The sequence below is a fragment of the Rhizobium esperanzae genome (assembly GCF_014197615.1).
In the GTDB taxonomy this organism is placed as follows: domain Bacteria; phylum Pseudomonadota; class Alphaproteobacteria; order Rhizobiales; family Rhizobiaceae; genus Rhizobium; species Rhizobium esperanzae_A.
The window spans coordinates 128,504-153,593 of sequence record NZ_JACIFY010000018.1; the positions used below are offsets into that span (position 1 = coordinate 128,504).

28 protein-coding genes are annotated in these 25,090 nt (G+C 60.8%); 10 read left to right on the top strand and 18 right to left on the bottom strand.

What is annotated here, in order from left to right:
• Nucleotides 1-113: 113 nt before the first annotated feature.
• Nucleotides 114-836: a CBS domain-containing protein gene (locus tag GGD57_RS22490; protein WP_184472475.1), complete on the bottom strand. Its 723-nt coding sequence runs from the start codon at nt 834-836 to the stop codon at nt 114-116.
• A gap of 375 nt (nt 837-1,211) precedes the next feature.
• On the opposite strand from GGD57_RS22490, the gene GGD57_RS22495 reads away from it, so the two are divergent.
• A complete protein-coding gene (locus tag GGD57_RS22495) occupies nt 1,212-3,512 on the top strand; it encodes a heavy metal translocating P-type ATPase (protein ID WP_184472476.1) in 2,301 nt (766 codons plus the stop codon).
• 84 nt (nt 3,513-3,596) lie between these two features.
• Here the strand turns inward: GGD57_RS22495 and GGD57_RS22500 are convergent, their stop codons facing one another.
• Both GGD57_RS22500 and GGD57_RS22505 read right to left on the bottom strand, forming a co-directional pair.
• Complete coding sequence (locus GGD57_RS22500; protein WP_184472477.1) at nt 3,597-4,772, bottom strand: acetate/propionate family kinase; 1,176 nt, start codon at nt 4,770-4,772, stop codon at nt 3,597-3,599.
• Between the two features lie 21 nt (nt 4,773-4,793).
• The gene (locus tag GGD57_RS22505; RefSeq protein WP_010067892.1) at nt 4,794-5,096 is read right to left on the bottom strand and encodes a hypothetical protein; all 303 of its coding nucleotides are present in this window, start codon (nt 5,094-5,096) and stop codon (nt 4,794-4,796) included.
• 204 nt (nt 5,097-5,300) lie between these two features.
• Here GGD57_RS22505 and GGD57_RS22510 point away from each other — a divergent pair, with 204 nt between their 5' ends.
• Nucleotides 5,301-6,134 carry a universal stress protein gene (locus GGD57_RS22510; RefSeq protein ID WP_085740262.1) on the top strand — a complete coding sequence of 278 codons (834 nt, stop codon included), beginning with the start codon at nt 5,301-5,303 and terminating at the stop codon, nt 6,132-6,134.
• A gap of 303 nt (nt 6,135-6,437) precedes the next feature.
• Here GGD57_RS22510 and GGD57_RS22515 read toward each other — a convergent pair whose 3' ends face one another.
• From GGD57_RS22515 to nirK, 8 genes are all read right to left on the bottom strand, one after another.
• Complete coding sequence (locus GGD57_RS22515) at nt 6,438-6,893, bottom strand: pyridoxamine 5'-phosphate oxidase family protein (RefSeq protein WP_184472478.1); 456 nt, start codon at nt 6,891-6,893, stop codon at nt 6,438-6,440.
• 241 nt (nt 6,894-7,134) lie between these two features.
• The gene (locus tag GGD57_RS22520) at nt 7,135-7,458 is read right to left on the bottom strand and encodes a TraR/DksA family transcriptional regulator (RefSeq protein ID WP_184472479.1); all 324 of its coding nucleotides are present in this window, start codon (nt 7,456-7,458) and stop codon (nt 7,135-7,137) included.
• Between the two features lie 489 nt (nt 7,459-7,947).
• On the bottom strand, nt 7,948-8,673 hold the full coding sequence (locus tag GGD57_RS22525; protein WP_049732194.1) for a response regulator: 726 nt from the start codon (nt 8,671-8,673) through the stop codon (nt 7,948-7,950).
• Between the two features lie 189 nt (nt 8,674-8,862).
• On the bottom strand, nt 8,863-9,189 hold the full coding sequence (locus GGD57_RS22530; RefSeq protein ID WP_184472480.1) for a hypothetical protein: 327 nt from the start codon (nt 9,187-9,189) through the stop codon (nt 8,863-8,865).
• A 154-nt stretch (nt 9,190-9,343) separates the two neighbouring features.
• On the bottom strand, nt 9,344-10,024 hold the full coding sequence (locus GGD57_RS22535; RefSeq protein ID WP_184472507.1) for an NnrU family protein: 681 nt from the start codon (nt 10,022-10,024) through the stop codon (nt 9,344-9,346).
• A gap of 39 nt (nt 10,025-10,063) precedes the next feature.
• A complete protein-coding gene (locus GGD57_RS22540; protein WP_071089705.1) occupies nt 10,064-10,759 on the bottom strand; it encodes a Crp/Fnr family transcriptional regulator in 696 nt (231 codons plus the stop codon).
• A 2-nt stretch (nt 10,760-10,761) separates the two neighbouring features.
• The gene (locus GGD57_RS22545) at nt 10,762-11,715 is read right to left on the bottom strand and encodes an SUMF1/EgtB/PvdO family nonheme iron enzyme (protein WP_184472481.1); all 954 of its coding nucleotides are present in this window, start codon (nt 11,713-11,715) and stop codon (nt 10,762-10,764) included.
• A gap of 79 nt (nt 11,716-11,794) precedes the next feature.
• On the bottom strand, nt 11,795-12,952 hold the full coding sequence (gene nirK, locus GGD57_RS22550; protein WP_184472482.1) for a copper-containing nitrite reductase: 1,158 nt from the start codon (nt 12,950-12,952) through the stop codon (nt 11,795-11,797).
• 201 nt (nt 12,953-13,153) lie between these two features.
• Between nirK and GGD57_RS22555 the strand changes: the two genes are divergently transcribed.
• Nucleotides 13,154-14,368 (top strand): NnrS family protein, encoded by a 1,215-nt coding sequence (locus GGD57_RS22555; RefSeq protein ID WP_184472483.1) that lies wholly within the window; start codon nt 13,154-13,156, stop codon nt 14,366-14,368.
• A gap of 40 nt (nt 14,369-14,408) precedes the next feature.
• Here GGD57_RS22555 and GGD57_RS22560 read toward each other — a convergent pair whose 3' ends face one another.
• From GGD57_RS22560 to GGD57_RS22575, 4 genes are read right to left on the bottom strand one after another with little or no spacing between them, the layout of a single operon-like run.
• Nucleotides 14,409-14,717: an iron-sulfur cluster assembly protein gene (locus GGD57_RS22560; protein ID WP_085740268.1), complete on the bottom strand. Its 309-nt coding sequence runs from the start codon at nt 14,715-14,717 to the stop codon at nt 14,409-14,411.
• A complete protein-coding gene (locus tag GGD57_RS22565) occupies nt 14,695-15,225 on the bottom strand; it encodes a DUF2249 domain-containing protein (RefSeq protein ID WP_184472484.1) in 531 nt (176 codons plus the stop codon). Before GGD57_RS22565 ends, GGD57_RS22560 begins: the two co-directional genes overlap by 23 nt.
• Before the next feature lie 5 nt (nt 15,226-15,230).
• Nucleotides 15,231-16,583 (bottom strand): hypothetical protein, encoded by a 1,353-nt coding sequence (locus tag GGD57_RS22570; RefSeq protein WP_184472485.1) that lies wholly within the window; start codon nt 16,581-16,583, stop codon nt 15,231-15,233.
• A gap of 15 nt (nt 16,584-16,598) precedes the next feature.
• Complete coding sequence (locus GGD57_RS22575) at nt 16,599-16,883, bottom strand: DUF2249 domain-containing protein (RefSeq protein ID WP_184472486.1); 285 nt, start codon at nt 16,881-16,883, stop codon at nt 16,599-16,601.
• Between the two features lie 212 nt (nt 16,884-17,095).
• On the opposite strand from GGD57_RS22575, the gene hemN reads away from it, so the two are divergent.
• The 7 genes from hemN (at nt 17,096) to GGD57_RS22610 (ending at nt 22,179) form a co-directional block, all read left to right on the top strand.
• On the top strand, nt 17,096-18,448 hold the full coding sequence (hemN, locus tag GGD57_RS22580) for an oxygen-independent coproporphyrinogen III oxidase (RefSeq protein WP_184472487.1): 1,353 nt from the start codon (nt 17,096-17,098) through the stop codon (nt 18,446-18,448).
• A 93-nt stretch (nt 18,449-18,541) separates the two neighbouring features.
• Complete coding sequence (locus GGD57_RS22585) at nt 18,542-18,697, top strand: hypothetical protein (protein WP_010066214.1); 156 nt, start codon at nt 18,542-18,544, stop codon at nt 18,695-18,697.
• A gap of 4 nt (nt 18,698-18,701) precedes the next feature.
• On the top strand, nt 18,702-19,196 hold the full coding sequence (locus tag GGD57_RS22590; protein WP_184472508.1) for a hypothetical protein: 495 nt from the start codon (nt 18,702-18,704) through the stop codon (nt 19,194-19,196).
• Between the two features lie 133 nt (nt 19,197-19,329).
• The gene (locus GGD57_RS22595) at nt 19,330-19,596 is read left to right on the top strand and encodes a PepSY domain-containing protein (protein ID WP_049732183.1); all 267 of its coding nucleotides are present in this window, start codon (nt 19,330-19,332) and stop codon (nt 19,594-19,596) included.
• Nucleotides 19,597-19,598: 2 nt separating this feature from the next.
• On the top strand, nt 19,599-20,168 hold the full coding sequence (locus tag GGD57_RS22600; RefSeq protein ID WP_184472488.1) for a cytochrome b/b6 domain-containing protein: 570 nt from the start codon (nt 19,599-19,601) through the stop codon (nt 20,166-20,168).
• Nucleotides 20,165-20,842 (top strand): response regulator, encoded by a 678-nt coding sequence (locus GGD57_RS22605; RefSeq protein WP_071089731.1) that lies wholly within the window; start codon nt 20,165-20,167, stop codon nt 20,840-20,842. The genes GGD57_RS22600 and GGD57_RS22605 overlap by 4 nt, the downstream gene beginning before the upstream one ends.
• Nucleotides 20,839-22,179: a sensor histidine kinase gene (locus GGD57_RS22610; RefSeq protein ID WP_184472489.1), complete on the top strand. Its 1,341-nt coding sequence runs from the start codon at nt 20,839-20,841 to the stop codon at nt 22,177-22,179. The genes GGD57_RS22605 and GGD57_RS22610 overlap by 4 nt, the downstream gene beginning before the upstream one ends.
• An 11-nt stretch (nt 22,180-22,190) precedes the next feature.
• On the opposite strand, the gene GGD57_RS22615 is transcribed toward GGD57_RS22610, so the two are convergent.
• The 3 genes from GGD57_RS22615 to GGD57_RS22625 are packed head-to-tail and all read right to left on the bottom strand — an operon-like array spanning nt 22,191 to nt 24,843.
• Nucleotides 22,191-23,765, bottom strand: coding sequence for a copper resistance CopC/CopD family protein (locus GGD57_RS22615; protein WP_348645994.1), 1,575 nt, complete (start codon nt 23,763-23,765; stop codon nt 22,191-22,193).
• A gap of 47 nt (nt 23,766-23,812) precedes the next feature.
• Nucleotides 23,813-24,340: a YcnI family protein gene (locus GGD57_RS22620; protein ID WP_184472510.1), complete on the bottom strand. Its 528-nt coding sequence runs from the start codon at nt 24,338-24,340 to the stop codon at nt 23,813-23,815.
• Nucleotides 24,341-24,399: 59 nt separating this feature from the next.
• Nucleotides 24,400-24,843 carry a pseudoazurin gene (locus tag GGD57_RS22625; protein WP_184472490.1) on the bottom strand — a complete coding sequence of 148 codons (444 nt, stop codon included), beginning with the start codon at nt 24,841-24,843 and terminating at the stop codon, nt 24,400-24,402.
• Nucleotides 24,844-25,090: the final 247 nt, after the last annotated feature.

Here is a 25,090-nt window from a genome sequence, read left to right on the forward strand (position 1 = left end):
GATATTCGGCAGCGCCTCGGCTCTGCAGCCACGGCGACCTCACCGAACCAGAACGGCCGGCGCCATTGCGAATGACGGGCGAGGGATGTCCCATGGTTTGTCTCCCTTAAGTTTCAAGCCTGTCTGGCCTCTGCGTCCGGTGGCGGAAGCGCTATGCCGTAGTAGGGATCGACCCAGACGAGGAGATCCCTGACCGACGTGACGCCCGGCACATTCTCGGCCGCGATTTTTGCGGCAAGACGCTCGCGTTCATCGAAAATCGTGCCAGTCAGTTCGGCAACGCCGTTGGCGACATGGCAGTGGATGAAGCCATTGCGGCTCCAGCTCTGCTTTGCCAGTTCGGCCTCGATCGCCGCCTGGATCTCTGCATCGCCGGTGGAAGCCGAGGTGGGCGGCAGTGCCTGCGAGAGTGCGCGCAGCACGTCGGAGCGGGCGAGTATGCCGATGAGCCTGCCATCGGCCACGACGGGAAGGCGCTTGATATCCTGGCGCTCCATCAATCTGACCGCATCGGAAATGGCGGCGGTCGGCGCAATGGCGCTGACCGGCGATGTCATTACCTCCTCGACCCGTCGCCCATGGGTGCGAACATATTCGTCGGCGATCTTTCCGGGGCTGGCCAGCCACTCGAGCAGCCATGAGCGTTTACGCTCGGTGTTCAATTCGCTGCGGCGCAGGAAATCGCCTTCGCTGACGATGCCGACAAGCGTTCCGTTGGCGTCGACGACGGGCAGGCCGCTGATCCTGTTGTCGAGCATCAGTTTGGCGGCTTCCGCAACGGAAGAGGACGCCGTTACGGTGATCGCCGGCGCAGTCATGATGGTTTGAACGAGCATTGTCGACTCCATGACGAAATAAGCACCGCATCACGTCTACGAGCGCGGTGCACGGAAATCTTTGAATGGGCGGGCCGTTACTTAAGCCGGCGGAACCAAGGTAGCGCGCTGCAGGCGGACCGCTTTGATCGGCGTCAAATATGGCCTTGCAATCGGTGCAGGTTTTGGAATGAGCTCTCCGCGGAAATACAGGTGCTGCTGACTGATGGGCTCACTTTCCGGCCTCTTCTTGATTTGGCTCAAACATTCTCCTCCGCAGGAGGAGCATTCTCAAGGCTCAACGGGTCTGCGGCGCCGGCGTGGCCTTTTTAGCGCACGCCGAAGATGGCTTGCCGGCGCGTTCTGCACGTCGGTCTCGGGTAGGAGAAACACCGCATGCTGATACGGGGTTGGCGTGGCGCAAAAACATGGATGCTGCCCCTGGTCACATTGGCGCTGGTCGCCGGTGGGCTCGCCAGATTGGCTGGGCAACCGCATGTTGCCACGCAATTGTGGACGACGGGAACGGCGGCTGTCCTTGCCGCCCTCCTGATCGATGTAGGGATCAGCCTTCACAAGAAAGAATTCGGCCTCGATCTCATCGCGGCGCTGGCGATGGGCGGAGCCATTGTTTTCGGCGAGTATTTTGCCGGAATTATTGTTGCGCTCATGTTTACCAGCGGGCAGTTCCTGGAGAACTTTGCCCAAAACCGGGCGGGCCGGGAGATGACGGCGCTGCTCGGCAGGGTGCCGAACACCGCAGCCCGTTATGAATGCGGCCGCATCCAGGACGTCGCCTTGTCGGCCATCGTGCCCGGCGATCGCATTCTTGTCCGCCGCGGTGAAGTTGTTCCCGTCGATGGCATCGTTGCCGGGAATGCCGCTGTGCTCGATGAATCCGCCCTGACAGGCGAGGCGCTGCCGGTGCGGCGAAAACCCGGGCAGGCGGTGATGAGCGGCTCAACGAATGCCGGCGATGCTTTCGACCTGCAGGCGACGCGTGCCGCGGCGGGCAGCACCTACGCGGCGGTCATCCGGCTGGTCAAGGCGGCGCAGGAGAACAAAGCGCCGATGGTGCGGCTGGCCGCCCGGTTCGGCATGCTATTCCTGGCTCTGACCCTGGCGATCGCTATATCCGCCTGGGCGTTCACCGGAGATGCGACGCGGGCCCTGGCTGTCCTTGTCGTGGCGACACCTTGTCCGCTGATACTGGCCGTGCCGGTCGCCATCGTGTCCGGCATCTCCCGCTGCGCGAAGAAAGGCATCCTGGTCAAGGACGGCGGCGCTCTTGAAGCGCTTGCAGCCGCAAGGACCGCTCTCCTCGATAAGACCGGAACGTTGACCGACGGCCGTGCGCGGCTGATTGAGATAAAGGCGCGCGGCGATCTCGACGCACTCGAGGTCCTCAGACTGGCGGCGTCGCTGGATCAGAGCTCTCCCCATGTGGTGGCGCAGGCTCTCGTGACCGCGGCCCGCGGGCGAGGGCTCGTGCTCGACACGCCCTCGGATGTGCGCGAGGCTCCCGGCTCCGGGTTGACGGGCCGCGTCGGCGGGCATGACGTTCTGGCCGGCGGATGGAACTTCGCGAGTGCGAAGCTTCAAGATTCGGACTTTCGTGAAGAAATCAAAAGCTGGATACGGCGCGACGGAACGGTCGCGGTCATCGTCGCAATCGATGGCGCACTGGCCGGAGCCATTCTCCTGGCTGACCAAATTCGTCCGGAAGCCGGTTATGTGTTGCGGCATCTGCGGGACGCCGGCATCGCGCGCATTGTCCTTGCGACCGGCGACCGCGCCGATCTCGCTGAAGATGTCGCCGCCTTTGTCGGGGTCGATGAGGTCATCAGCGAAATGAAGCCTGAAGATAAGACGATCGCCGTGCAAAAGGAGCAAGCAAGAAGCCGTCCAGTCCTGATGATCGGTGACGGCGTCAACGACGCGCCGGCGCTTGCGGCCGCCGACGTCGGCATTGCCATGGGTGCACGGGGGGCCGCTGCCTCATCCGAAGCAGCGGATGTCGTGATCCTGGTCGACCGGCTGGACCGGCTGGTCGACGCCATCCACGTCGCGCGACGGTCGCGCAGGATTGCGCTGCAGAGTGTCTATGCCGGCATGGCCCTCTCGATGGCAGGTATGGTCGCGGCCGCACTTGGTCATCTGACACCGGTGGAAGGAGCGCTTTTTCAGGAAGCGATCGACTTCCTCGTCATCATGAATGCGCTCCGCGCCCTTGGCCCGCCGCTGTCGTTTGGCACCGCATTCCCTCGACTGAGCAACGAAACTTTGCTGGAACTGGAGGCTGAACATGCGGCTCTGGCCGATGTGATTGACGACATCCGCATCACGGCGGATCGCATACATCGCCTCCCCAGGGAGCAGACAAAAGACGAACTCGAAAAGCTGGATCGCGAACTCCGTGAGCGCCTGCTTCCACACGAGAAACAGGATGAGAAGGTTTATGCGCGACTGCGCCAGCACAGGGCAGCACCCGACGTTCTGGCCGGCATGAGCCGGACTCACATGGAGATCCAACGGCAAATCCACAACCTAAGCGACGTGTGCAAGGCGTTTGCCGCCGAGGTGCCGACAGATGCGCAACTCTATGAGGTCCAGCGACTGCTGCACGGCCTGGAGGCCATTACGCGCCTTCATTTTGCGCAGGAAGAAGAAATCTACCGCTCGCTGGAAGCCGGGTGAACACTCTTGCCGCAGTCGATACAGAGGGTCGAAAGTTCGGCCCATTCCGCCATGTCGCTTGCGAAAGTTCGTTTCCCCGAATCGTCAGAGACCGTGTCGGCCAATGACGGCAAGCGCCTCGTCGGCTATCACCTGCTCCTCGTCGGTCGGAATGACGAAGGCAGTTATCGCGCTGTCCCGAGCACTGATGACCGTCGCATTCGCCTTGTTGGCAGACTCGCTGAGGTCGAGGCCCATCCACGCGAGATGACGTGCCACGCCCTTCCGGACTTCCGGCTGATGCTCTCCGATACCGGCGGTAAAGACGATGGCGTCGACGCCGCCCAGCGACACCGTCAGCCTGCCTATCTCGCCGGCGATCTTGAAACAGAAGAGATCAAGCGCTTCCCGCGCCGCCGGGTGGAAATCGTCGACGAGCACCCGCACGTCTCCGCTCACGCCGGAGACGCCGAGCAGGCCGCATCTGTGGTAGAGGAAATCTTCGAGCCGGTCGGCGTCATGGAATTCGTTGCGGAGAAGATGGATCAGCGCGCCTGCATCGATCGATCCCGGGCGGGTGGCCATGGGTACCCCGTCGAGCGTGGAAAAGCCCATGCTGGTATCGATGCTGACGCCGTCCACCATCCCGCAAAGGCTCGCACCGCTTCCCAGATGCGCGCATACGACCCTGCCGCTGCCTACATCGGGAGCGATTTTTTTGAGCTTTTCAGAAACGGACTTGTAGGAAAGTCCATGGAACCCATACCTGCGGATTCCCGCTTCATGCATTTCGCGCGGAATCGCGAAACGTGCGGCAAGACGATATAGAGATGTGTGAAACGCGGTATCGAACGACGCGGTCTGCGGCACATCAGCATATGTCGCCCGAACAGCGCGGATCACCTTCAGAGCCGGGGGCAGGTGCAGAGACGCCAGTGGCACCAGTTCCTCGATCTGTGCCTGAATATCCAAGTCCAAGAATACAGGCCCTGTGAAGGCCAAACCTCCATGAACAATGCGATGCCCGACCACCGTCGGCGCTGAACCTTGCGGCAGGAGTCGGGAGAGGACCTCGGCAATCAAAGCCGGACCGACTTCCTGGATATCTGGCAAGTCGGCGTCATGAGGCTCACCTGCGATCTCGTAGTCGAGGCGGCTCTTTTTATCAACAGTCGCCGCACCTCTGGCCAGCGGCCGGACAGCGCCACCGGCGCCGATCTCGAAGACGCCGATCTTCAAGCTTGAGGATCCGGCATTGAAGGTAACTGCAATTCTGCTCATGGGACCTCCCGCAGATCTTCGCTAACCCGCCTGCCTCTCGTTTTCCGCCTCTTGCAAAGCCGCCTTCAACAACTGAAGCGCGAATTCCTTCGCGGATCTTTCGTCATCCGCACATAACTTCAAAGGGGCGCATTTTTCCTTCAGGTTTCGAAGGAGCTTCTGGCGAAGTCTAGAGACAAGATGCGAGTCCCGCTTAGCGAGAAGCTCCTGCAAGCAGGTGACGGCAACCACTTCGAACATCAGAAGCCTGCCTTCGACTTCGCCTTGTGAAGGAATAGGGAACCGTTCGCCGCCTCGTCTGAAGTCTCGTTCCGTCGACAGCATCTATGACCTCCCATCTTCGTTCTCATCGGTTCCAGCGCCCCGCGCCCCGCTCAAGCCTGCGCACAATGGCGCGCGGCTCTTGCGGTCGGCTACATCCTTCATAGACAGGCTATACCGCCAAAATCGACAGCGCTTTGACGAAGGTCAAGGAACGCCCCGCCAGACTGGTTATCCTTCTGACACCAATCAGAGAGGTATATCGACATGACAATCAGGACGGTATTAAGCATCCTCGGCGTCAACCAGTTCGAGGAAGATCTGAAAACCGCAATCGACTTTTGCGGCGCTCAGGGCGCGCATCTGAATGCGCTCGTAATCGCGCTGGGAGCGTCTCCGATCATCGGGGACTATAATGCCATCTCGCCCGTCTGGATCGAGGAGCGGCAGCGCGAGATCGATGCGCTTTCCCACAAGACTGAAGAGATCAAGGAAATTCTTGGCCGAAGCGATATCTCCTACGAGGTTCAGGACGTCTATACCGAATTCGCTTTGGCAGACGAGGATATCGCCGAAAGGGCTCTCTATGCCGATGTGGTCCTGGTCGGACGGCAGGCGGCCCGCGACGAAGAGCTTCGCAAACGCATCATCGACGGTGCTCTCTTCCGAACGCCCACTCCGATCCTCATCAACCGCGGAACGCGAGCAATGAATTCATCATCGAGATCGGTTCTTCTCGCATGGGATTCGAGCGATGAAGCTTCCCGGGCCGCTCGCCAGTCGCTTGACCTGCTCAAGCAGGCCGACACCGTCTACGTAACCATGGTGGATCCGGTGGCAAGGGCAGGCGTGAACGGGGAAGAGCCAGGCGCCGACATTGCCGCCTATCTCGCGCGTCACGGCGTCAAGGTCCAGGTGGACCGCGTCGCCAGCGGCGGACAGCCGGCAGACGAGGTCCTGCGGCAGCACGCGGTCGACGTATCCGCCGATCTCATCGTCATGGGCGCGTACAATCATCCCCGCTGGCAGCAAACGATCTTTGGCGGGGTGACCCGCAGCATGATCGAGGAAAGCAAGATGCCGATATTCATGGCCCATTAAAATTGCCGGGCCTTACGTTTCGACACGTTCGGCTGCGAGACCGCCCTATAGGGATCGGCCTTCTCCGGAGCGGCGTGTCCGGGTCCTGTCCTTGTGCATGTCGTCCAAAAGCCTGTGCAATTGGATGACATGCATCATCAATCCTCTTCTGGCGGGATCAGACGATCCACTTGGCATCTGACCTCGTGACGAAGGCATCAGGGCTCCTCCGGCCGCTGGAAAATTGATCTCGAGCGTAGCGCCAAACATCGCGCGCTGCATCATGTGCAGTTTTACGCTCTCGGCATCTCCCGGCTCCAGCCTTTAGTCACTTCTGAAAACAACGCGGCCCGATAAAGCGTGGACAAAAATTCCGAAGAATACGTGCGGCGACTCGGCCAGGACCGGAAGCTCTTTCGGCTTGAGCGAACCAACTTCCCACCAATCCGAGTGCTTCTGCAACAGCTCCCATGCGTGCAGACGTTGGCTCCTCCCGACATCGGCATCGGGAAACTCCTCGAACTTTCCCTCGGCAATGATGCTCGCCCAGCCGCCGCCCACCCGCTGATCCACCTGCAGGCAAACCTTATCGTTTTCTCGCATCCATTCCAGCTTGCGGCCAGGCATCGAGAAACAATAGGCCACGCCATTGTCGTATGAAAAATAGATCGGCACGACATATGGCTGGCTGTCTTTGCAGCAGGCCAGGTGCCCGAAACGCGCCTCTTCCAGGGCCGAATAGCACTCGGCCTGCGTATATTCGCGTAATCCCAATGACATGACGCGCTCCTTTCGCTCATGTTTGCGATGTCATGATAGGCCGATGCCCGTTTCACGCATTGATGAATCGCAAACGCCCCGGCAAGTGCCGTTGCCCCGCCTCTTCATCGAGCGTGCCACAATCCCGGCGCTTTCGGTCGCGGACGAAGCTTGTCAGCGAATGGGCGTGCCCCGCCATCGGGGCACACTACCCGACAGCGTCATTCACGCGATCTCTGCAGGCAGTCTGCGATGTCGCTCGCTAGACCGCCAGGTGAGCACATGCCACGCAAAGGGGGGTGTAGGGAAGGGCGTTCAGCCGTTTAGTCTCGATTGGGCGGAGACATCTGACACAACGACCGAACGTTTCGCGTTTAAGGCGCTCGAGAGCAGCGTCGATCGATGCGATCTGTTCACGCGCTTCCCGTCGCATTTCCGTCAGCACCTGATCGTTCTCGACCTGAGTGATACGATCCTCGCTATCTGGATCCAGCGCAGCACCGAGATCGGCGTCAATCGCCGACAGCCGGCGTTGCAAGTCCGTTTTCAAGACTTTCAGTTTGTTTTCCATCTCTTCGTTCGTCATTGAGATCCTCCTAGCCGCCGTTTGCCGGCCGTTGCAGCGACCGACAGCCGGTCATCGAGTGCACGACACCCTTGGTGCGGTCCATCAGAGGCACGACGCCGCTGTCCACGGCCAGATGTGGGCGGCATCGGCGCTCGGCTTGAATGGGAGCGCATCGAGATGTGCCTTCGAAGCTCAATATCGCTCACGACGAACCTCTTTCAGGTCAGACGTCATGATGGTGCCGTCTCGAGCGACTATCGTTGATTTCCGTCAATCATCGCTGAAATCTGCTTGGATCCAAAGGGGCACCGCCTGTCGAGAGCCCTAGATAACCCTGTGGACATGACGTTAATCAGGAGACGCCGCCTTCCGGCAGTCCTCCAATGCCGTGATAAACCGGCGTGACAGACGTAATCCGAATAGGATCCGTTCTCTCGGAGAAACTCTGCCTGACCAGTTCCTCGTCACGGAGGAAATGGCTGGTCTGGGCATGGCGGTTTTGAAACGTCAGTCGAGCCTGGCGGTGAAGACGTAGCCGACGCCGCGCACGGCCTTGATGAATTGCGGCTTCTTCGGATCGGTTTCGATCTTGCGGCGCAGGCGGACGATCTGAGCGTCGATCGTCCGGTCGAAGGCTTCGAGATTTCGTCCCCGGGTGAGATCCATCAGCACATCGCGCGTGAGGACCCGGCCGGCATGCCGCACGAAGGTCGCCAGCATGTCGAATTCGCCGGTCGTCAGCTCGACCTCCGCGCCGTCGGGGTCGAGAAGCTGACGACGGCTGAGATTGAGCTTCCAATCCTCGAAGCCGACGATCTCCTCGCTCGCGGCTTCTGCATTGCGCGGCGAAGATTGCCGGCGGCGCAGGATCGACTTCAGGCGGGCATGGACTTCCCGGAGATGGAAAGGCTTGGCGATGTAGTCGTCGGCGCCGACCTCCAGGCCGACGATTCGGTCGACGACATCGTCCCGGCCGGTCAGCATCATGATCGGGACATCCGAGGTGGCCCGAATTTCACGGGCGAGATCGAGACCATCGGTGCCGCCGGGAAGGACGAGATCGAGGAGGATGGCATCGAAAGTCTGCTGGCGCAGGCGTACCCGCATCTCGGTCCCGTCGGAGGCGGCGGAGACTGAGTAGCCCTCGCCCTCGAAATAGCGCGTCAACATCTGGCGAATGCGCGGGTCGTCGTCAACGACGAGAAGATGCGCGTCATTCTGAGCTGTTGCCATCGTCCATCCGTCAAGCCGTTGCTCGTTACAGATCGTGTCCAATGGCATCGTCTTTAACACGCTCGCTGTCCCGATGTCACCAGCAGCCGGTCGGTTGTCCTCATCGGGATCGGAAGGGAATGACGCCGAAAAGCGAGCGGCGTTTCATGGTCTACTGCTTTGATTCAGATCCGGATTCGGAGTCCGGCCTCATATCAGCAGAAGGCGGGGTGCTGCCGGCGCTTCGGCCGCCAAGCCGGATGTTTCCCAGGCATGGCACCACCTGCGGACGTCGTTTGCGGTGATCAGAATCGTATCCCCGTCCATCCCCTTCGATGCGAGGCAGCTTGCCGCAATTTCACAGAACGTGTCGATGTACTGAAGAAGGCGCACTTCGGTGGCACGAGGTGGCGAGGCTATGGACAGCAATGCGCGTCGCGAGACGACAACGGTCTTTTGGTCGGCGCCGAAACGCACCTCGATGCGCCCGGACTTATCCCTCGCGTTCAGGCTCGCTGCAATGACATCGTACGGCATTCTATTGCTCCGCTCATAGGCTGGTCGCGGTTGCTTCCAGATTTTCTTCAACGTTACGACGCCAGCGCAAAGACACTTTGACCTCGATCAATGCGATGCCGGTATATCCGCGCGTGCCGGTCATTGTCTCGCGGCGGGGCGGCAGCGCGTTGGGTCAGGCAAGGATGGCGACGGGATCGGCACCGAACATCGCGCTGTGACCTCCTGCGAATAGGAGCCACGCTGTCAGGCTTGCAGTCACCAGGACCGCGAGCAGCATCGGCATGTCGATCATCGGCTGCTCTCCTTTGAAACAGGCGGCAAGCGGCCAGATCGAAGTATGTTCCGCCAGATCAGTCCAAGTACTGCCAAGGCACCGTTTCGCTCTTTTTTCGATCATCGGAATCGCGGCCAATGCAAAGCCGGCAAACCCTCCGAACAGCAATAGGGAGCGCAGATCGCCGTTTGCGGCGATATGGCCGCCTGCCCAGACGGCAAATCCCCAAAGGACGGGATGTCTGGTGATTTTGGTGACGGAGCCGAGTGTGGGCGATGGGTTCAGCGTGATGGAAAGATGGTTGGCGCTCAAAAGTCCCGCGATGACGAGGAAGATGCCCAGGGGCGCGAGTACGAAAGTGACCGCGGCATGCCATGGCCGCAACTCCCATAGGGGCACGTACTCCATTGCGAGCGCCGAGGAGAAAACCCAGATCAGCGCCAGAATGGAAACTGTGGAATAGCCGACGAAATAGATCGGCCGACCGACGCGGTGAATGATCCCGGAGCGAATGACCGGGATGGCCGGGACGGAGTGAAGCGCTACGAAAAGCGCGAAGGCGGCAAGGAACTCTATCAAGCTCATTCTCCCGGTTTTGCAGGCAATTCCCGATCGGCATCAATCCCGTATGCCGTCGGCGAGATTGAGGAGCTTTTGCGGATCGGTCACCGTCAGCTTCTGGCGGCCGCCCTCCACCATTCCCTTCGCCTCCCATGCACTGAGAATTCTCGAGACCGTGTGCAGCGTCGTTCCGGTCATTTCGGCGATGTCCTGGCGCGATATCGGGAAATCGATGCGGATGCCCGTTTCAACCGGCCGGCCAGCCTGTTTGGAAAGCCTGAGGACGGCGTGGGCCACCCGCTTTTCCACTTCCTCTGTCGACATTTCCCGGATGCGCGTGTGCGCTTCCTCCAATCTTTGGCCTATCGTCTGCATCGCGGTCACGGCAAGGCGCGGGTTCTGTTCGACGAACCGCGGCCACATGTCCGTCGGCCAGGCAATGACGAGGCTCTCGGCCGCCGCGACGGCCGTTCCCGGGTAATCCTCCCGGCGGAGCGCCATTGCAAAGCCGAACAGGTCGCCGGGATGAACCATCCGAACGATGATCTGCTGTCCGTCCTGCGTCACTTGCGTCACCTTGAGACGGCCGTGTAGGAGCAGGAAGAACGACTTTGCCCGAGCGCCTTGCTCGAAAACCGCGTCTCCCGGGACGATGCGGCGCGGCGACGCGTGCTGCAGCATCGAATCGAGATCCGCATCGGTCATGCGCTCGAAGAGCGGCAATGATTTCAAAATCGTCCGGTCAATTTTCATCGTCATCCTGCTCTGCCCTGGGCATTCGTCGCCGGTGCGAACATTTCCGCCATTGCTCTTTGCGCAAAGTCTTTCACGCTTTCCAGAAAACCCGGCCTGCGAATGAGGCGGAAGCCGAGATTGTCGGGCGGACTTCCGACCGAGCATCCGCCGCCCTTGGGATTTCGCACGAAACTGCTCATCGGGGCGCGGTGTTTGCCTGCTGCTATCATGATGCCGCAATTCCTGGGATCCGGCTCCGCCGCAGCATCGTTTCTATCGAGATCGATCCGTTTGTTGCAGGTCGAAGTCCACTCCCAGACGTTGCCGGCGAAATCGACCAGTCCGGTTTGGCTGATTCCGAACGAGCCCTGCGGCTGCGGCCGTGGGTCGATCGCTGCAGCCCTGCGGGCTTCACGTTCGTAGTCCGCAAGCCAGCGGTTTGCCGGGTTCTTGTCATTGGGGTCGATTCCGAGAGCATCGTCGGGAAAACGATCGGCCGCGGCATAGGCCAGCTCGAAATCGCTCGGCAGCCGCCATTCGGCGCCGGTGCGTTCCGACAGCCACGCCGCGTAGCGGACCGCATCGTCATAGCTCACGCCGGTGGCGGGAATTTTCTCCTGCGACAGCGTGTCATATCGCTGTTCGGCCGGCTCGCAACGGGCATCGGCCACGCAGCGGTTATAGTCGCTAAGTGTGGTCTGATATTTCATGATTTCGAGCGTCGTGGTCACTTCCCTATCCAGCTTGGGCGCGTCGACGGCCAGGCCGTTGCGGAAATATTCGGTGGCGTCGCGGTAGGCGAAACCATGCGGCGCGATCACGACGGTCTGCGGGGCGGCAACGGCCGCGTCGGGGCTTGCCGTCACGAGCAATCCCGATTGCACTGCGACAGCCACAGAAAGCGCCACGAGCAGCGCAAGAGGAATTGCGATCGATATGCCTGAAACTGGTTCGATGGCTGCAATGCGGGCCATGGTTTTACGCAGATAGCGCCCCCAAAATGAGATTGGTGCGCGGGCCACCCCTGGCCCGCGCACCGCCCCCTCCGCCAGGTCAGCTTGCCGACGGTGCCCTGACCGAGGTCATGAGATCGTCGTCCCATTCGCCGGTCACCTTAAAGTGGGCCGCTGCCCCCAGCTCGAAGGCCTCGATAAGGTTATGGTTCACGTAGGCATAAATGCCTGGCTGAGCGAAGGTATAGAGGGCGGCACCTGCCGTGCCGCCGGGGATGAACCAGGTTTCCTGGTCCGTGTCGGGCGGGTTGAGGAATTTGCCGGTTGCCCAGACATATTCGCCATGTCCGCCGATCAGATGCGGCCGGGTATCCCGGTTGGCCTGCGAATGAACGATCAGGACGGTTTCTCCGACCTTGGCCGTCATCGCATTGTCGCCGGTCAGGGCTCCGACCGCGCCGTTGAAGACGATGTGGGTGGGCGTCAGCGTTTTCATCACGGCCACCGTATCTTCATAGGCCTCTCCGGGGCTGTCGTAGGTCTTGAACTTGCCGGTTTCGTCGCGCGGCACGTAGAAGTCCTGTTCACCGACGTAATAGACCTTGTCGTAGACGAGCGGCTTGCCCTTGCCGTCCTTGAGACCTTCGCGCGGCAGCACCATGATCGCGCCGTTCATGCCCGATGTGACGTGCCACGGAACCATGCCGGGAGGGGCGCAGTGATAGACGAAGACGCCGGCCTTGGTCGCCTTGAAGCGAAGAACGGTGCTCTCGCCGGGATTGACGACCGTCAGCGCCCCACCGCCCAGCCCGCCGGTGGCGGCATGGAAGTCGATGTTGTGCTGCATCGCATTGGTGGCGGGATTTACCAGCGTGAGCTCGACATAGTCGTCCTGATGGACCACCATCAAGGGACCGGGAACCGATCCATCGAAGGTCATGGCGTTGATCTCGGTGCCCTCCTTGTCCAGGATCATCTTCTTTTCCTGGATGGTAAGCGTGAATTCCTTGATCTTCGGCCCGTCCGCGGTCTTCTGCTCGTGAGCATGAACGAAAGGCGGCTTGACGAGCTCGACCTTCTCGCGGGGAAGCTTCGATATGTCGACCTTGCTCGGCTTGACGGTCTTCAGCGCTTCCGCTGCGGCGACCTCTTCATCGGCATGGGCCACCGTGCTGGATACGATGATTGGCGTCAGCGCTCCGGCAACAGCAGCACCCGTCAGCATCGTGCGCCGGGTCATTTGCAGAGTATTCGTCATTGCTAATCTCCTGTAGTCGAAGACCGGGCGGACGCCGCCCTGTCGAAGGGGAGAGTAGAACAAAGCCGAAGGAAATCTTTGATGTGGCGCAAACTGGCTGTTTGTGCCGGCGCAAAGTTCAAAGGATCTTCTTTGCGTAATCTCAACGACTGCCGTCTTCCATCCGGGCATTTCTGCATGATCAAAATGGAGATCTTTATCATGCAGACTATAAAGGACGTGGAGACCAGGGCGCCGCGGGGAATGAGCCGCTCCGGAATGGTCTTGTTCTCCTACGGCTTTCGGCCTTTCTTTCTGGCGGCAGCATTATGGGCGATCGTCAGTATCGGCCTCTGGGTGGCGTTCCTGAACGACGGCGTCGCCGTGGCGAGCGATTACGGTACGCTTTACTGGCATGCTCACGAGATGCTCTTCGGTTTCGCGCCGGCTGTCCTGGCAGGCTTCCTGCTGACCGCAATCCCGAACTGGACCGGCCGCCTTCCCATTTCAGGGCGCCCGCTGGCCGCACTCTTTGCGGTGTGGTGCATCGGCCGGATCGTCATGCTGTTCAGTGGCAGTATCGGTTTGATGGCCGCCGTCGCGATCGACAGCCTCTTTCTCCCGCTCATGCTGGCCTTATCGGCGCGAGAGGTGATTGCGGGAAGGAAATGGAAGGACCTGAAGGTCATCGCGGGGCTGGCGGTTCTGTCGGCGGCCAATGTCTTCTTTCATCTCGAGGTGATCGGAGACGGCAATCCGGCGCTTGCCATCCGTCTCGGCCTCAGCGCCTATGTCCTGCTCGTCACGGTCGTCGGAGGACGCATCCTGCCGAGCTTTACCAGAAACTGGATCAATCAGCGCGGCCGCACGGATTTTCCGGTTGCCTACAACCGCTTCGACGCGGCGACGATCATCGTTGGCGCCATTTCTCTCGCTGCCTGGGCGATTGCGCCTGAATCCGTCGCGACCGGTTTTTCTGCCGCCGTTGCTGCAATCATGAACGGAACACGGCTCTTCCGCTGGCGGGGATGGACGACCTGGCCGGAGCCCATCCTCTTCGTGCTTCACATCGCTTATGGTTTCGTACCTCTCGGATTTGCCGCTGTCGCTTTCGGGCCAATGGGGCTGCCCCAGGTCGCCGTTCTTCATCTCTTTGCGATCGGCGCCATGTCCATGATGATGCTGGCGGTCATGACGCGAGCAAGCCGAGGTCATACGGGGCGGAAATTGAAGTCGAGCCAGGTGACGAATGCATCCTACATCCTGCTTGCCGCCGTTGCGCTGCTTCGGCCCATGGCAGAGCTGATGCCTGCTTTCACGACCCAGATACTGATGGCGTCCGCGGCCGGCTGGACGGTTGCCTTCGGGCTGTTCGCGCTCGAACATGCGCCGTTCCTGTGCCGGGACCGCAAACCTCTGGCCGCGCGCAAGCCGTGAGGGAGAGCGCCGCCCCGTTTTCCGGTGGCGGCGCTCCTATTCACACGCTGGGCAATCGTCCGATCATTTCCGGCGACCAGGCCGGCTCATAGACCATGTCGACGACGGCGGCCGAAACGCCTTCGATCTCTTCCGCCCTGGCCTTCACCGCCTCGGCGATGAAGGCGGAGGCTGGACAGAAGCGGGTCGTCGTCGTCATTTCTATTCTGAGCGCGCCATCATCCGAAATCTCGATGCCGTATATAAGCCCGAGCGTCACGATATCCGTCCCGAGTTCAGGGTCTTCGATCCCGCGCAATGCCGCCAGGATCGTTGGTTTGGAGACCTTATGCGCGGACATCGGAAACATTCGCCGGCGTTGTCCTGACCATGATCCTGTAGATCTTGCCGCTGGCATCGAAATCTCCGATCCACTCATGGCCTCGCGCCTTGAGCTCGTTGAACAGGAAGACGGGCTCACGGTTCAGGAGCGCAAACAACACTTCGCCGCTCTCCATCGATTCCAGGCGTGAAAGGATGCGTTCCATCGGTTCAGGCGGGGCGAGGTCGGTCAGATCGAGGTTCCAGGTCGGTTCCGGCCAGATCGCCTCCGCGGTTGCAGCTGCCGGCATGGGATCGCTGCCCGGTTTCTCCTGCGGAACGAAATCGATCTCCCAATCGTCGTCGGCCAGGCGTTTGGTGAGATGCGAATAGCCATGCCGCTCCAGCTGGCGGATCAAGGGGATGGGTTCGAATATGGCGTGAAGCCGCACGCCCTCGCCAGGGTCGAGGTTTGCGAAAGTATCCATAATGAGCTGGAACGGCATCCCGCCGTCGCGCAGGATCTGTCTGACGTCGAGTTCACGAAGCTGAACCATGGGCGTTACCTCTGTGGTTTGGCGGCGATAAAAAGCGCCGGCGGTTGAAAGGGTGCGCTCTTGGCGGCCGGATCGACATTCGCCAGAGTGCGGGCAAGCGCGAGCTCGACCGCGAGAGCTGCGGTGGAAAAAGTCTGGGCTATGGCGGCAAGGTGAAAAGCTGCATCCGATCCGAGCGCGATCGCGGCGGCCGCCGCAATGACGGCGAGGTAAAAGATGCAGAGCCAGGCCGTCGCCCTGCGTCCGTTTATCAGCTCGGCCAGGCGCGGCGTCGGCCGGCGTCCGAGCAGCGGTCCGAAGGCTTCGATCCAGGTGAGGAAAGGAACGATCTTCAGGAGCTGCGACAGACCGAACCCGGTCAGCCAGCCGAAGACGAACAGGTAGCCTATGGCGGTGAAAATCTCGGGCGCGGCATCCGATGCCAGGGCGATGGCCAACATCGACACCGAAAGCCCCAGCAGAACGAATGCCGGCAAGGATCCAGCCATGTTGAGCTCGAGGCTCTTCCGGCGCCGCGCGCGGTAGGTGGAAAACAGGTCGGCGAGGTAGGCCGCGACCGGCAGTTGGAAGAGCAGCGATCCGAACAGGAAGAGGCGGCGGCCCAGGACGGGTGCAAAGATCGTCGAGACCATCGCCACGGCAAGTGTGCCGGTCGCAAGCAATCCCGTGGTGCGAATGAATGGCGACCTCTTCATGTCGTCGGAAAGCAAAAACATCGGCAGCAGCTTATAGCTGACGCCGATCGCGGCGAAGCTCATCCAGCCGGCGAGGCCGAAGCTCGCATGGAACGGCACGGCATTTGTGACGAAGGCGATGATGCCTGTGGCCTCCGTCAGCCCGGAAACCGTGACGGCGAACAGTGCTCCCAATGCCAAGGTCACTGCAAGGCATGCCATGCCGATCATGACGAGCGGCGAGGCGGCGTGAGCCGCCCTGCCGCGCCACAGGCCTAGAGACAGTACGGATCCGATCGACAACAGCGATGCCGGCAGCACAGACGATGCTGCGACCATGACCCGGCCTGCCGCACCGGATCCTGCATCGATCAGATGGAAGCCGAGAAGGAGAAGTCCGAGCCCGGCGACGGAACCCGCAAGGCAGGGCAGGTCGAGCCGCCCGGTCGGCAGGCTGAGGCCTGTCAGAACCGGGGTAAACTGCAGAAGCGCCCCGATCATGAGGAGGCCGAGCCAACCGATCGTAATGCAATGGACGATAATCAGCGCATGGGGTTCGGCAACATTCGACGACGGCGCCCAGGCTCCGGCCGCAAGCAGGCCTTCGGCCAGAAGCAGGAAGAAGAGCGCCGCGCCGAAATATGACATCGTCCAACGCGACAGTGTTGCTCCCACCGGCATCATCGCGCTGCTCCGAACTCAGTGGCTGCCGCAGCAGCAGTCGCAACCGGAATCCTGGCGGGTGATCTGTACGCACCAGACGTCAGGCCCTTGTTCCAGATATTCCCAGTGGAATTTTCCCGGAAATGCGGTTTCAAGCTGGTAATGCAGGGGCCGGGGCTCGTGATCGCTGGTGATCAGCATGGCGTCGCCGGGGGTCAGTGCGCTGAGCGTGCCAAAAATCCGGGGATGCCGCTCGATCGGATGTATCGTCCTGACATCGATGTGGGGGGCTTCGGCGTGGATGGTTTGCGCATCGGTCATCTGGCTGTTTCCTTTTGCCGCGTCTTGCAGACTGGCGGGATCGCGGCTCGTCCCGCGCCAGAACGAGACGGTAAAGGGCTTTGCGGAAAGCCACTTTGACGGCGGACAAATATCCGGATGATTCCCGGCCAAGCATCCTCATTGATTTGGGACAAGGAAGACCGCGCGGCCGGAGGTCATAAAGCATCCTGATTTTGATAGAGGATGCGACAATGTCCGACAATTTGGTCGCCAAATATGGCGATGCGCGGCTCCCGCGTTACACGAGCTACCCGACGGCCCCGGCCTTTTCAGCCGCCGTGGGGCCGGATGAATATGTCAAGGGCCTCGCGAATATCGGAAAAACCGGACCGGTTTCCGTCTATCTTCACGTGCCCTTCTGTCGTTCGATGTGCTGGTATTGCGGCTGCCACACGACCATCACCCGGCAGGACGCCCCCGTTGTCGAATATCTCGATGTGATGAGCCAGGAGATCGAGCTCGTCTCCTTTGCCGCCGGAAACGACGTGCCCGTCAAGAATGTTCATTTCGGCGGCGGCACGCCGACGATCATGAAGCCGCAGGAATTTACGGCACTGATGGCGAAGCTCAGGAGCGCCTTCGCTTTCGAGGCGGATGCCAGCGTCGCGGTCGAAATCGATCCGCGCACCTTGGCCGCGTCCATGATCGAAGTGCTGGGCGAAAACGGCGTCGACCGCGCGAGCCTCGGCGTCCAGAGCTTCGACCCGATCGTGCAGGCCGCCATCAATCGGATGCAATCCTTCGAACAGACGGAGGCTGCGGTCGCCGGGCTGCGGTCTGCAGGGGTTACCAGCATCAATTTCGACCTGATATACGGCCTTCCCAAGCAGACCGTACAATCCTGCGTCGAAACTGTCCGGCTCGCCGCGCAGTTGCGTCCGGAACGTTTCGCCGTTTTCGGCTATGCCCACATACCTGCCTTCAAGAAGCATCAGCGCCTCATCGACGAAGCATCGCTTCCCGATGCCAGGCAGCGCAACGAACAGGCCGAAGCCATCGCCCAGGAGCTTGAAAAAGCCGGATATGAGCGCATCGGGCTCGATCACTTCGCGCTGCCGGAGGATCAGTTGGCGGTCGCCGCGCGCGAGGGGAGGATGAGGCGGAATTTCCAGGGCTACACCACCGACGATTGCGATAGCCTCATCGGCCTCGGCGCTTCGGCGATCGGGCGATTGCCGACCGGGTATATGCAGAACCACGTACCGCTGGGTCTCTATGCGGAGCGTGTCGCGTCCGGCGTGCTGCCGACGGCCAAGGGATATCTTCTGACCGAAGAGGACAAGCTTCGGGGCAGAATCATCGAGCGACTGATGTGCGATTTCGAAGTCGATTTGGGAAGGCTGAGCAGAGAGTTGGGTTTCGACACCGGCTTCCTCGTCGAGCGTAACGAACGCCTCGGCGAACTCGTGGCCGATGGCGTCGTGACGATCCGCGACAACAGGATCGTCGTCTCTCAGGACACACGCTTCATGGTCCGTGCCGTTGCGGCGGCATTCGACGCCTATTTCGGCTCGCTCGGACGCACGCACAGCAAGGCCGCCTGATCGGCAGAGCTGGCGGTATCGCGCCATCTCTTTGATCGATCGCAAAGAGCGTGCCGGTCATACAGCCTAGGGTTCTGCCGAGAGGAGATCCTGATGACCGACGCGCAGATGGGGCTATCGATAGCCACTCCCGTGATCACAGTGTTCGCAATCGCCCTTTATCAGATGGGCGTTCTGCAGCGAACGGGCGCCGTCGCAGCGATTCTCGCAGCAATAGCGATCGCCGTCGGTCAATTCTTGCAGAGGTAATATGATGAAAAACCCGATCCCGACCGATTTCACAGAACTCGAAAGCTGCTACGGCCAGCTCATGGCATGGTGCGACGTGCTCCAGGCAATCGCCGACTTCCTGCCTTGCCATATCGACGAAAGCCTCTGCGGCCGTATCTCAAGCGGACTGATCCCGCTCCTGCTGACGACGCATGAACTCGAAGAGCGCCTTATTTCGTCGGGACTGGGCTTGATCATGGAAGCGAGTGACAAGGCCGATGCGGACGAACGCCGGCGGGCAGGACGTATGTTTGATCGCGGTGCCGCTCAAGACGTCGCCGTTACGCTGGAAACCCTACGCGAGGGGCGCTGCCGGCTCTCCTGGGAGGCCGTGGGATATCAGCTGCGTTCGTTTTTCTGCTCGATGCGTGGGCATATCAGATCGGAACGCGAGATCATCAGATTGATGCAGCGGGCGGTGGAGGCTGAACGGGCGCGGGACTTGACGGATGCGATCGAGCAAACCGAAGCAGCCTGAACAATGCCGTCGTCTGCAGGCTCTGGTCTCTGCCTGCCGCACATGAATGATCTCGCCGACAGCAAACAGACAGCTTCCGGTCTCTATCCAGTCGCTTGCCGCCTTATGGAAGGCACAAGCAAAGGATCGAACCATGAAGATGAAACTGACCGTCGCCCTTGTCATCCTGGCCACAACTCCAGCCTTGGCACTCGCCAGCCCAAGCTGCACCAAGGAGCCGAAGTCCAAATGGATGCCGGAGAAAGCCATGAAGGAAAAGATCGATGCGCTGGGCTACAAGGTGAAAACCTTCGAGATCACCGGAAGCTGCTACGAAATCTACGGCAAGGACAAGGACGGCAATCGCGCCGAGGTCTATTTCAATCCGGTATCGGGCGAAATCGTCCAGAAAGGCGACTGATCATGACGCCCGTTCAGTTGCAGGAGCAGGAGGGCCTTCGGCCCTCCGAGATCGTAAACGATACCGTCAAGGTCTGGGACCCGATGGTCAGGCTGTTTCACTGGACTGTCGTTACCGCCTGCATCCTCAACCTTTTTGTTTTGGGGGAAGGAAAATATTGGCATCGTTTGACCGGATATGTCGTCGCCGCTGCCATCGCCATGCGGATCATCTGGGGCTTCGTCGGAACCAGACATGCGCGGTTCGGTGATTTCTTCCCAACGCCCGGCAAAGTCAGGGAGCAGATCCTCGGCATGATCAACGGCAGGGAGCCGCGCTACATCGGCCACAATCCCCTGGCATCGATCATGATGCTGAGCCTTATGACGCTTCTTGCGATGACCGCGGCAACCGGCTGGATGACGACACTCGATGCCTTCTGGGGCGACAAGTGGCTTGAGGAGGTGCACGGTGCTCTCGCCAACAGCATCATGATCCTGGCCTTCATCCATGCTGGGGCGGCATTGGTTGAGAGCTGGAGACATAGGGAGAATCTTGTCTGGTCCATGGTGACGGGTCGAAAGAGAGCATGAGGATACTTCTCATCGAGGACAGTGCCCGGCTTCGCGAACTTCTTTGCGAAGCCATCCGCGAGGCCGGTTGGCGCATCGACGCCTTTGCGACGGCGAATGAAGGCCGCCTTGCGCTTGAGGGCGCTGGCTATGATCTCCTTCTTCTCGATCTCGGCCTGCCGGACGAGGACGGTCTCTCCGTGCTGAAGTCCCTGCGCGCCGCCAAGCAGCAGATCCCGGTGCTTGTGCTGACGGCGCGGGGAGCCGTCGACGAGCGCATCGCCGGGCTGGATGCCGGGGCGGACGACTATCTGATCAAACCCTTCAACAATGGCGAACTTATCGCGCGAATTCGCGCCCTGATGCGGCGCTCGCCGGTGACAACAATGCCGACATTGGAATTTGCTGACGTCAGGTTCGAAATGGCGTCCCGCCAGGTTACCTGCAACGGCACCGAGATGGCGCTCGCCCCCTCGGAAAAGTCGCTGCTCGAACTGCTGATGCGCAATGGCGGGAAGGTGGTTTCCAAGCGCAAGATGGAACACGCTTTCTCCGAGTTCGGCGACGAGCGCAGCAGCAATGCCGTCGAGCTGGCGGTCTCCCGACTTCGCCGGAAACTGGAGGGACATCCCGCCGATGCCGTCATCGAAACCGTGAGAGGTGTCGGTTACATGCTGCGCGAGGAACGTGATTGATTCGGTCGAATCCCACGCTGACGGCCATTCTGACGCGAAGGATCGCGTTTTTCGCCATGGTCGCGATGTTGGTCCAACTGGGCGTCATCTTTTCCGACTACTATTGGAATGTAGGCGAGCTTTCCCGCCTGTATGTCGAGCAGGAGACCGAGCGGCTTGCCTCGGGCGTGGGGGATAGGGACGGCGCAGTTACCTACCAGCTGCCCGAAACCATCAGCCGGCGCTACGCACATTCGCAAACAGGTTATGTCGCCCGCATTCGGAACGACCGCGGCGATCTGATTTTCGAATCCTGTGACGATGCCTGCGAAAGCCGATTTCTGCCCGCGGAGGTCAACCCGCCGGATTTCTGGCTTCGGACCGTCAAGCCTGGAAAACCTCTTACGCTGGTCGGTGGGCGAGCTTTCAAGATCGGCGAGCACCGGATTCTCGTTGATGTCGCCACCGTGGGCGATCCTGAGAATCTCGCCTCCGGCGTCTTCTGGAACGAGATTCTCGAGCATATGATCGTGCCGATGAGCATCCTGCTCGGGCTTGTTCTCGGGGCGACTTTGTGGTCGGTGCGCCGCGCTCTGAAGCCCGTGAAGGCCGCGGCCGATGCTGCCGAACTCATCGATCCGATGGATTCCAGATCTCATCTGCCGTTTGAGGGAATGCCGCGAGAAATCGCTCACCTCGCTGTGGCCGTAAACCGGGCGTTTCAGCGCGTCGGTGACCTCATGAATTCACAGAGAATATTGACATCCGGCATTGCACATGAGGTCCGCACACCGCTTGCGGCCATCAAACTCGAGCTCGGCCGTATCGACCATCCGAGGGCGCGCAGAGCCGAAGGAGATCTCGACGACCTTATGCATTTCGTCGCTCAGCTGACTGCGCTGGCGCGGCTGGACACGTTCGATCACAGCGCGTTCGAAGAGGTCGATCTCGTCGCCCTCACGACAGGTGTTGCAGAGCAGCTTGCGCCTTGGGTTTACGAAAACAAACATTCGCTCGAGGTGTTCGCCGATGCCGAGACGGCAAGTGTCAGCGCCGCGCCGGCCCTCCTCAAAGATGCCCTTCGCAACCTCATCGAGAACGCGGTTCGCCATACGCCGGATTCGACGCAGATCATCGTCAGGGTGGGAGAATACGGCATTCACGTCGAGGATAAGCGGGACCTTCGACAAGAGGCCCCCCCTCACCAAACCCGGAATACGGACAGTCTTGGAATAGGGCTGAAGATCGTGGAGCGTATCGCGGAACTACACAATGGATCGTTGCGGCGCTCCACTTCGCCTTATGGTCACGTCTTCGACCTCGTGCTACCGGGCGGGCAAGCCAAGACAGGGCTGTGATAGCTCGGCCGTCAGTCAGACAGTCCACCTTCGAGATGCACTGCATGGAAATCATCCACGAGCACTTCGAGATCGGCGAGCCAGCCCTTCGGATCCCGCACCGGGCATCCCTCCACCTCCCACCCGCCTTCCGAAGCTTTGGTGAGTTCGAACTTGATAGGCTCGATCGCCGATCCCGGATTTCTCAGGCGAAGAACGACCTGCCTGGGATCGAGGGCATCGAAATCGGGACCCATGATTGCGACGTGAACCTTCCTCGTGCCGCGCGCCTCGGCCGCAAGCTCCAGCTGAGCCATCGCTTTTTCGGAATGCAGATGGATTGATAAAACCTGCGAAACCTCGGCGGCCTCTACCTGTCCCGGACCGGCAAAGCGCCAGAGGCCCGCCGTGCCGACGATCGCGACGGCAAGGATGATTTCGAAGAGAATGCTTCGGCGCAGCCTTTCCCTCGCAACCGGATCTCCGGCCAATGTCGGCCCTGTGAGCCAGAAGCGATTGTAGACGGCCACCATGCAAAGACAGACCACGAGCACGACCTTGACCGTAAGGATTCGGCCGGAGAGCGACGACAGGATCTGGATGAGCGCCGGAAACTCTACTATCGCAAGCACGATCCCGGCAAGGATCATGACGAGGAACGGGATCGGGATCATCCGCGAGAAGCTGCTCAGCGGGCGCAGGTTCGGCGATGTCCGGCCGAGCTTCCAGAGCGACGGGAGGCTTCCCGCCCAGAACAGCAGCGTCGCGCTATGGAGAAATATGGCGGCTCTCGCCAGCCAGCGCGGGTCCGCCGCGCTGCAGTGTCCGCTGAAGGTAAAGGCGCTCGCCGCCAGCATCAGCGCGACGACGGCAAGAACGCGCCCGGTGGTTTTGCTGCGGGCGAGGGGGAGCGCGATCGTCAGCAGCGACAGGAAGAACAGGCTGGCGCAAATTGCGGCATTGCCCTGCACAGCGATCTCGAGCGGTGCCGCGCCGGCAAAGACCAGACCGCTTCCCTGTTCGTCCAGCCCCTGCAGGTAAAGCCCCGCCGCCAGCAACGCGGCTCCCGGCAGCATGACGGTCGCGGCCCTCGCTGTTGGGCTGTTACGGGCGCCCAACCAACGATCGAACAGCGCGCCGCCAACCACGAAGGCCAGGAATAGAACCGTGGCGGTGTGCACGAGCCAGATGGCGATCGGCAACGAGAGACCGGAGCCCTCACCAACCGCAACCAGCGGCTTTGCAGAAGGCGTGCCGATGTCGAATACCAGCGTGCCGCCGACAGGGTGGCCGTCTTCGGATTCGACGCGGTAGCTCACCATCACTGTGCCGCGGATGTTTGGATCGGAGAAGCGCAATCGGACATCCGCACCTGATGTGTCGGCGTCCAAGGCCTGGTTCGTGCCGTTGCCGTCGATTGCCGTCGCCCGGATGAGCCTGACCGGCTCGTTGAAATGCAGTTCGATTTCGTCCGGCAAGCGGTCCAGCGTCTCGCCGGCCGCCGGAGTCGAGCTTTTCAAAGCGGCGTGGGCAAGCGCGCCTGTCGGCACCAGCATGCCCATCGCCATGATGGCTGCAACAAGAGCCGCCTGAAGACGACGCGTCACCCGTTTTCCTGTTTTCGAGGGCCACATGGTCGACGGCTCCCGCCGGTTCACGAACGGGGTTGTTCGACTACGTCGAAGTAGGGGGCCGGGGTTTCGTAATCGTCGGGCGACTTGCCGGCGGCCGGAACTTCGATCCAGCGCTCGACGGCGCCTTCGGTGCATTCCTGCACGACAGGAACGTAAATGCGGGTGCCGGGCGGAATTTCCTTCGCGACCGTCGCGCGGAAAACAAACTCGTCATATTCGTCGTCGGCGAGGGTGCTGCCGGACCATGTGATTTCGCTGACGCCTTCCCTCACGGGCTTGCCGTAAAGATCGTAGCTTTTCTCGTAGGCGGCGTTGACCTTCTCGATCGACCAACCCGATTTCGGCATCGGCTTGGCCGACAGCAAACCCTCGGGGATCTTCACGCGGATTTTGATCGTCGCCTTGCCCTCACAGCCATGCCCGACGCGAAGAACCGCCTTGTACGCCTTGCCTGACGGCGTCTGGCTCTGCTCGAGGGTGATGTGGGCACTGGCCGCGCCTGCTGCGCAAACCGCTGCGGCGAAAGCAATTGCCATGGACTTCAACATGATGGCTCTCCACCGTGCGGGATGGCGCGCAAGCGCGGCCATCCGCACCGGTCGGTTGACTACTGGGTGATCTGGGCGAGGTCGGCATCCAGCCGCTTGCGCACCATATTCGGCACCTTGGCGGTCTTGATGGCGTCGAGATTGGCCGGGCTGTCACCGACCTCAATCAGCGTAACCATGCCCATGCCGACATGCGGCGTGCACTTCAGGACATAAGCGCCCGGAACATCGAACTTTGCCTGATACTGTTCGCTCGGCTTGGATTTGAACTCGGGAGCGCCGTCGGGAATGAGCCCCTTGAAGGTCTCGACATTGTGGCTCTTGTCGGTGGGAATGAAGGTTACGGTGTCGCCGGGAGCGATCTTCAGAAAGCTGGGCTCGAACACCATCGCACCGTCCGTACCCTTATTGAGCATCTGAACCTGATGATCGGCAGCAATCGACGGCATGGCCGAAGCGATCAGAGCTGCCGTTGCAGCGATCAGAGCAAATTTCAAACGCATGTGCATATCTCCTGTTTTGCGAGGCGATTTGACCTCGTGAACATGCTTTAAGATATGCCGCGCCGGGGTTCTTTGACGCTCGTCAAATATAGGAAAAAGCTTGCGCTTGAGCCTGAGATTATCGGGTTCCGGGGAGCGTCGACATCAGGCGACGATCGTCATTTTACAACGAAACGACCGGCCGCTCGCCGGAGCATTATCGGCTCGGCGAAGGTCGGTTCGATATGATAAGCCGGATGGCGGCCGC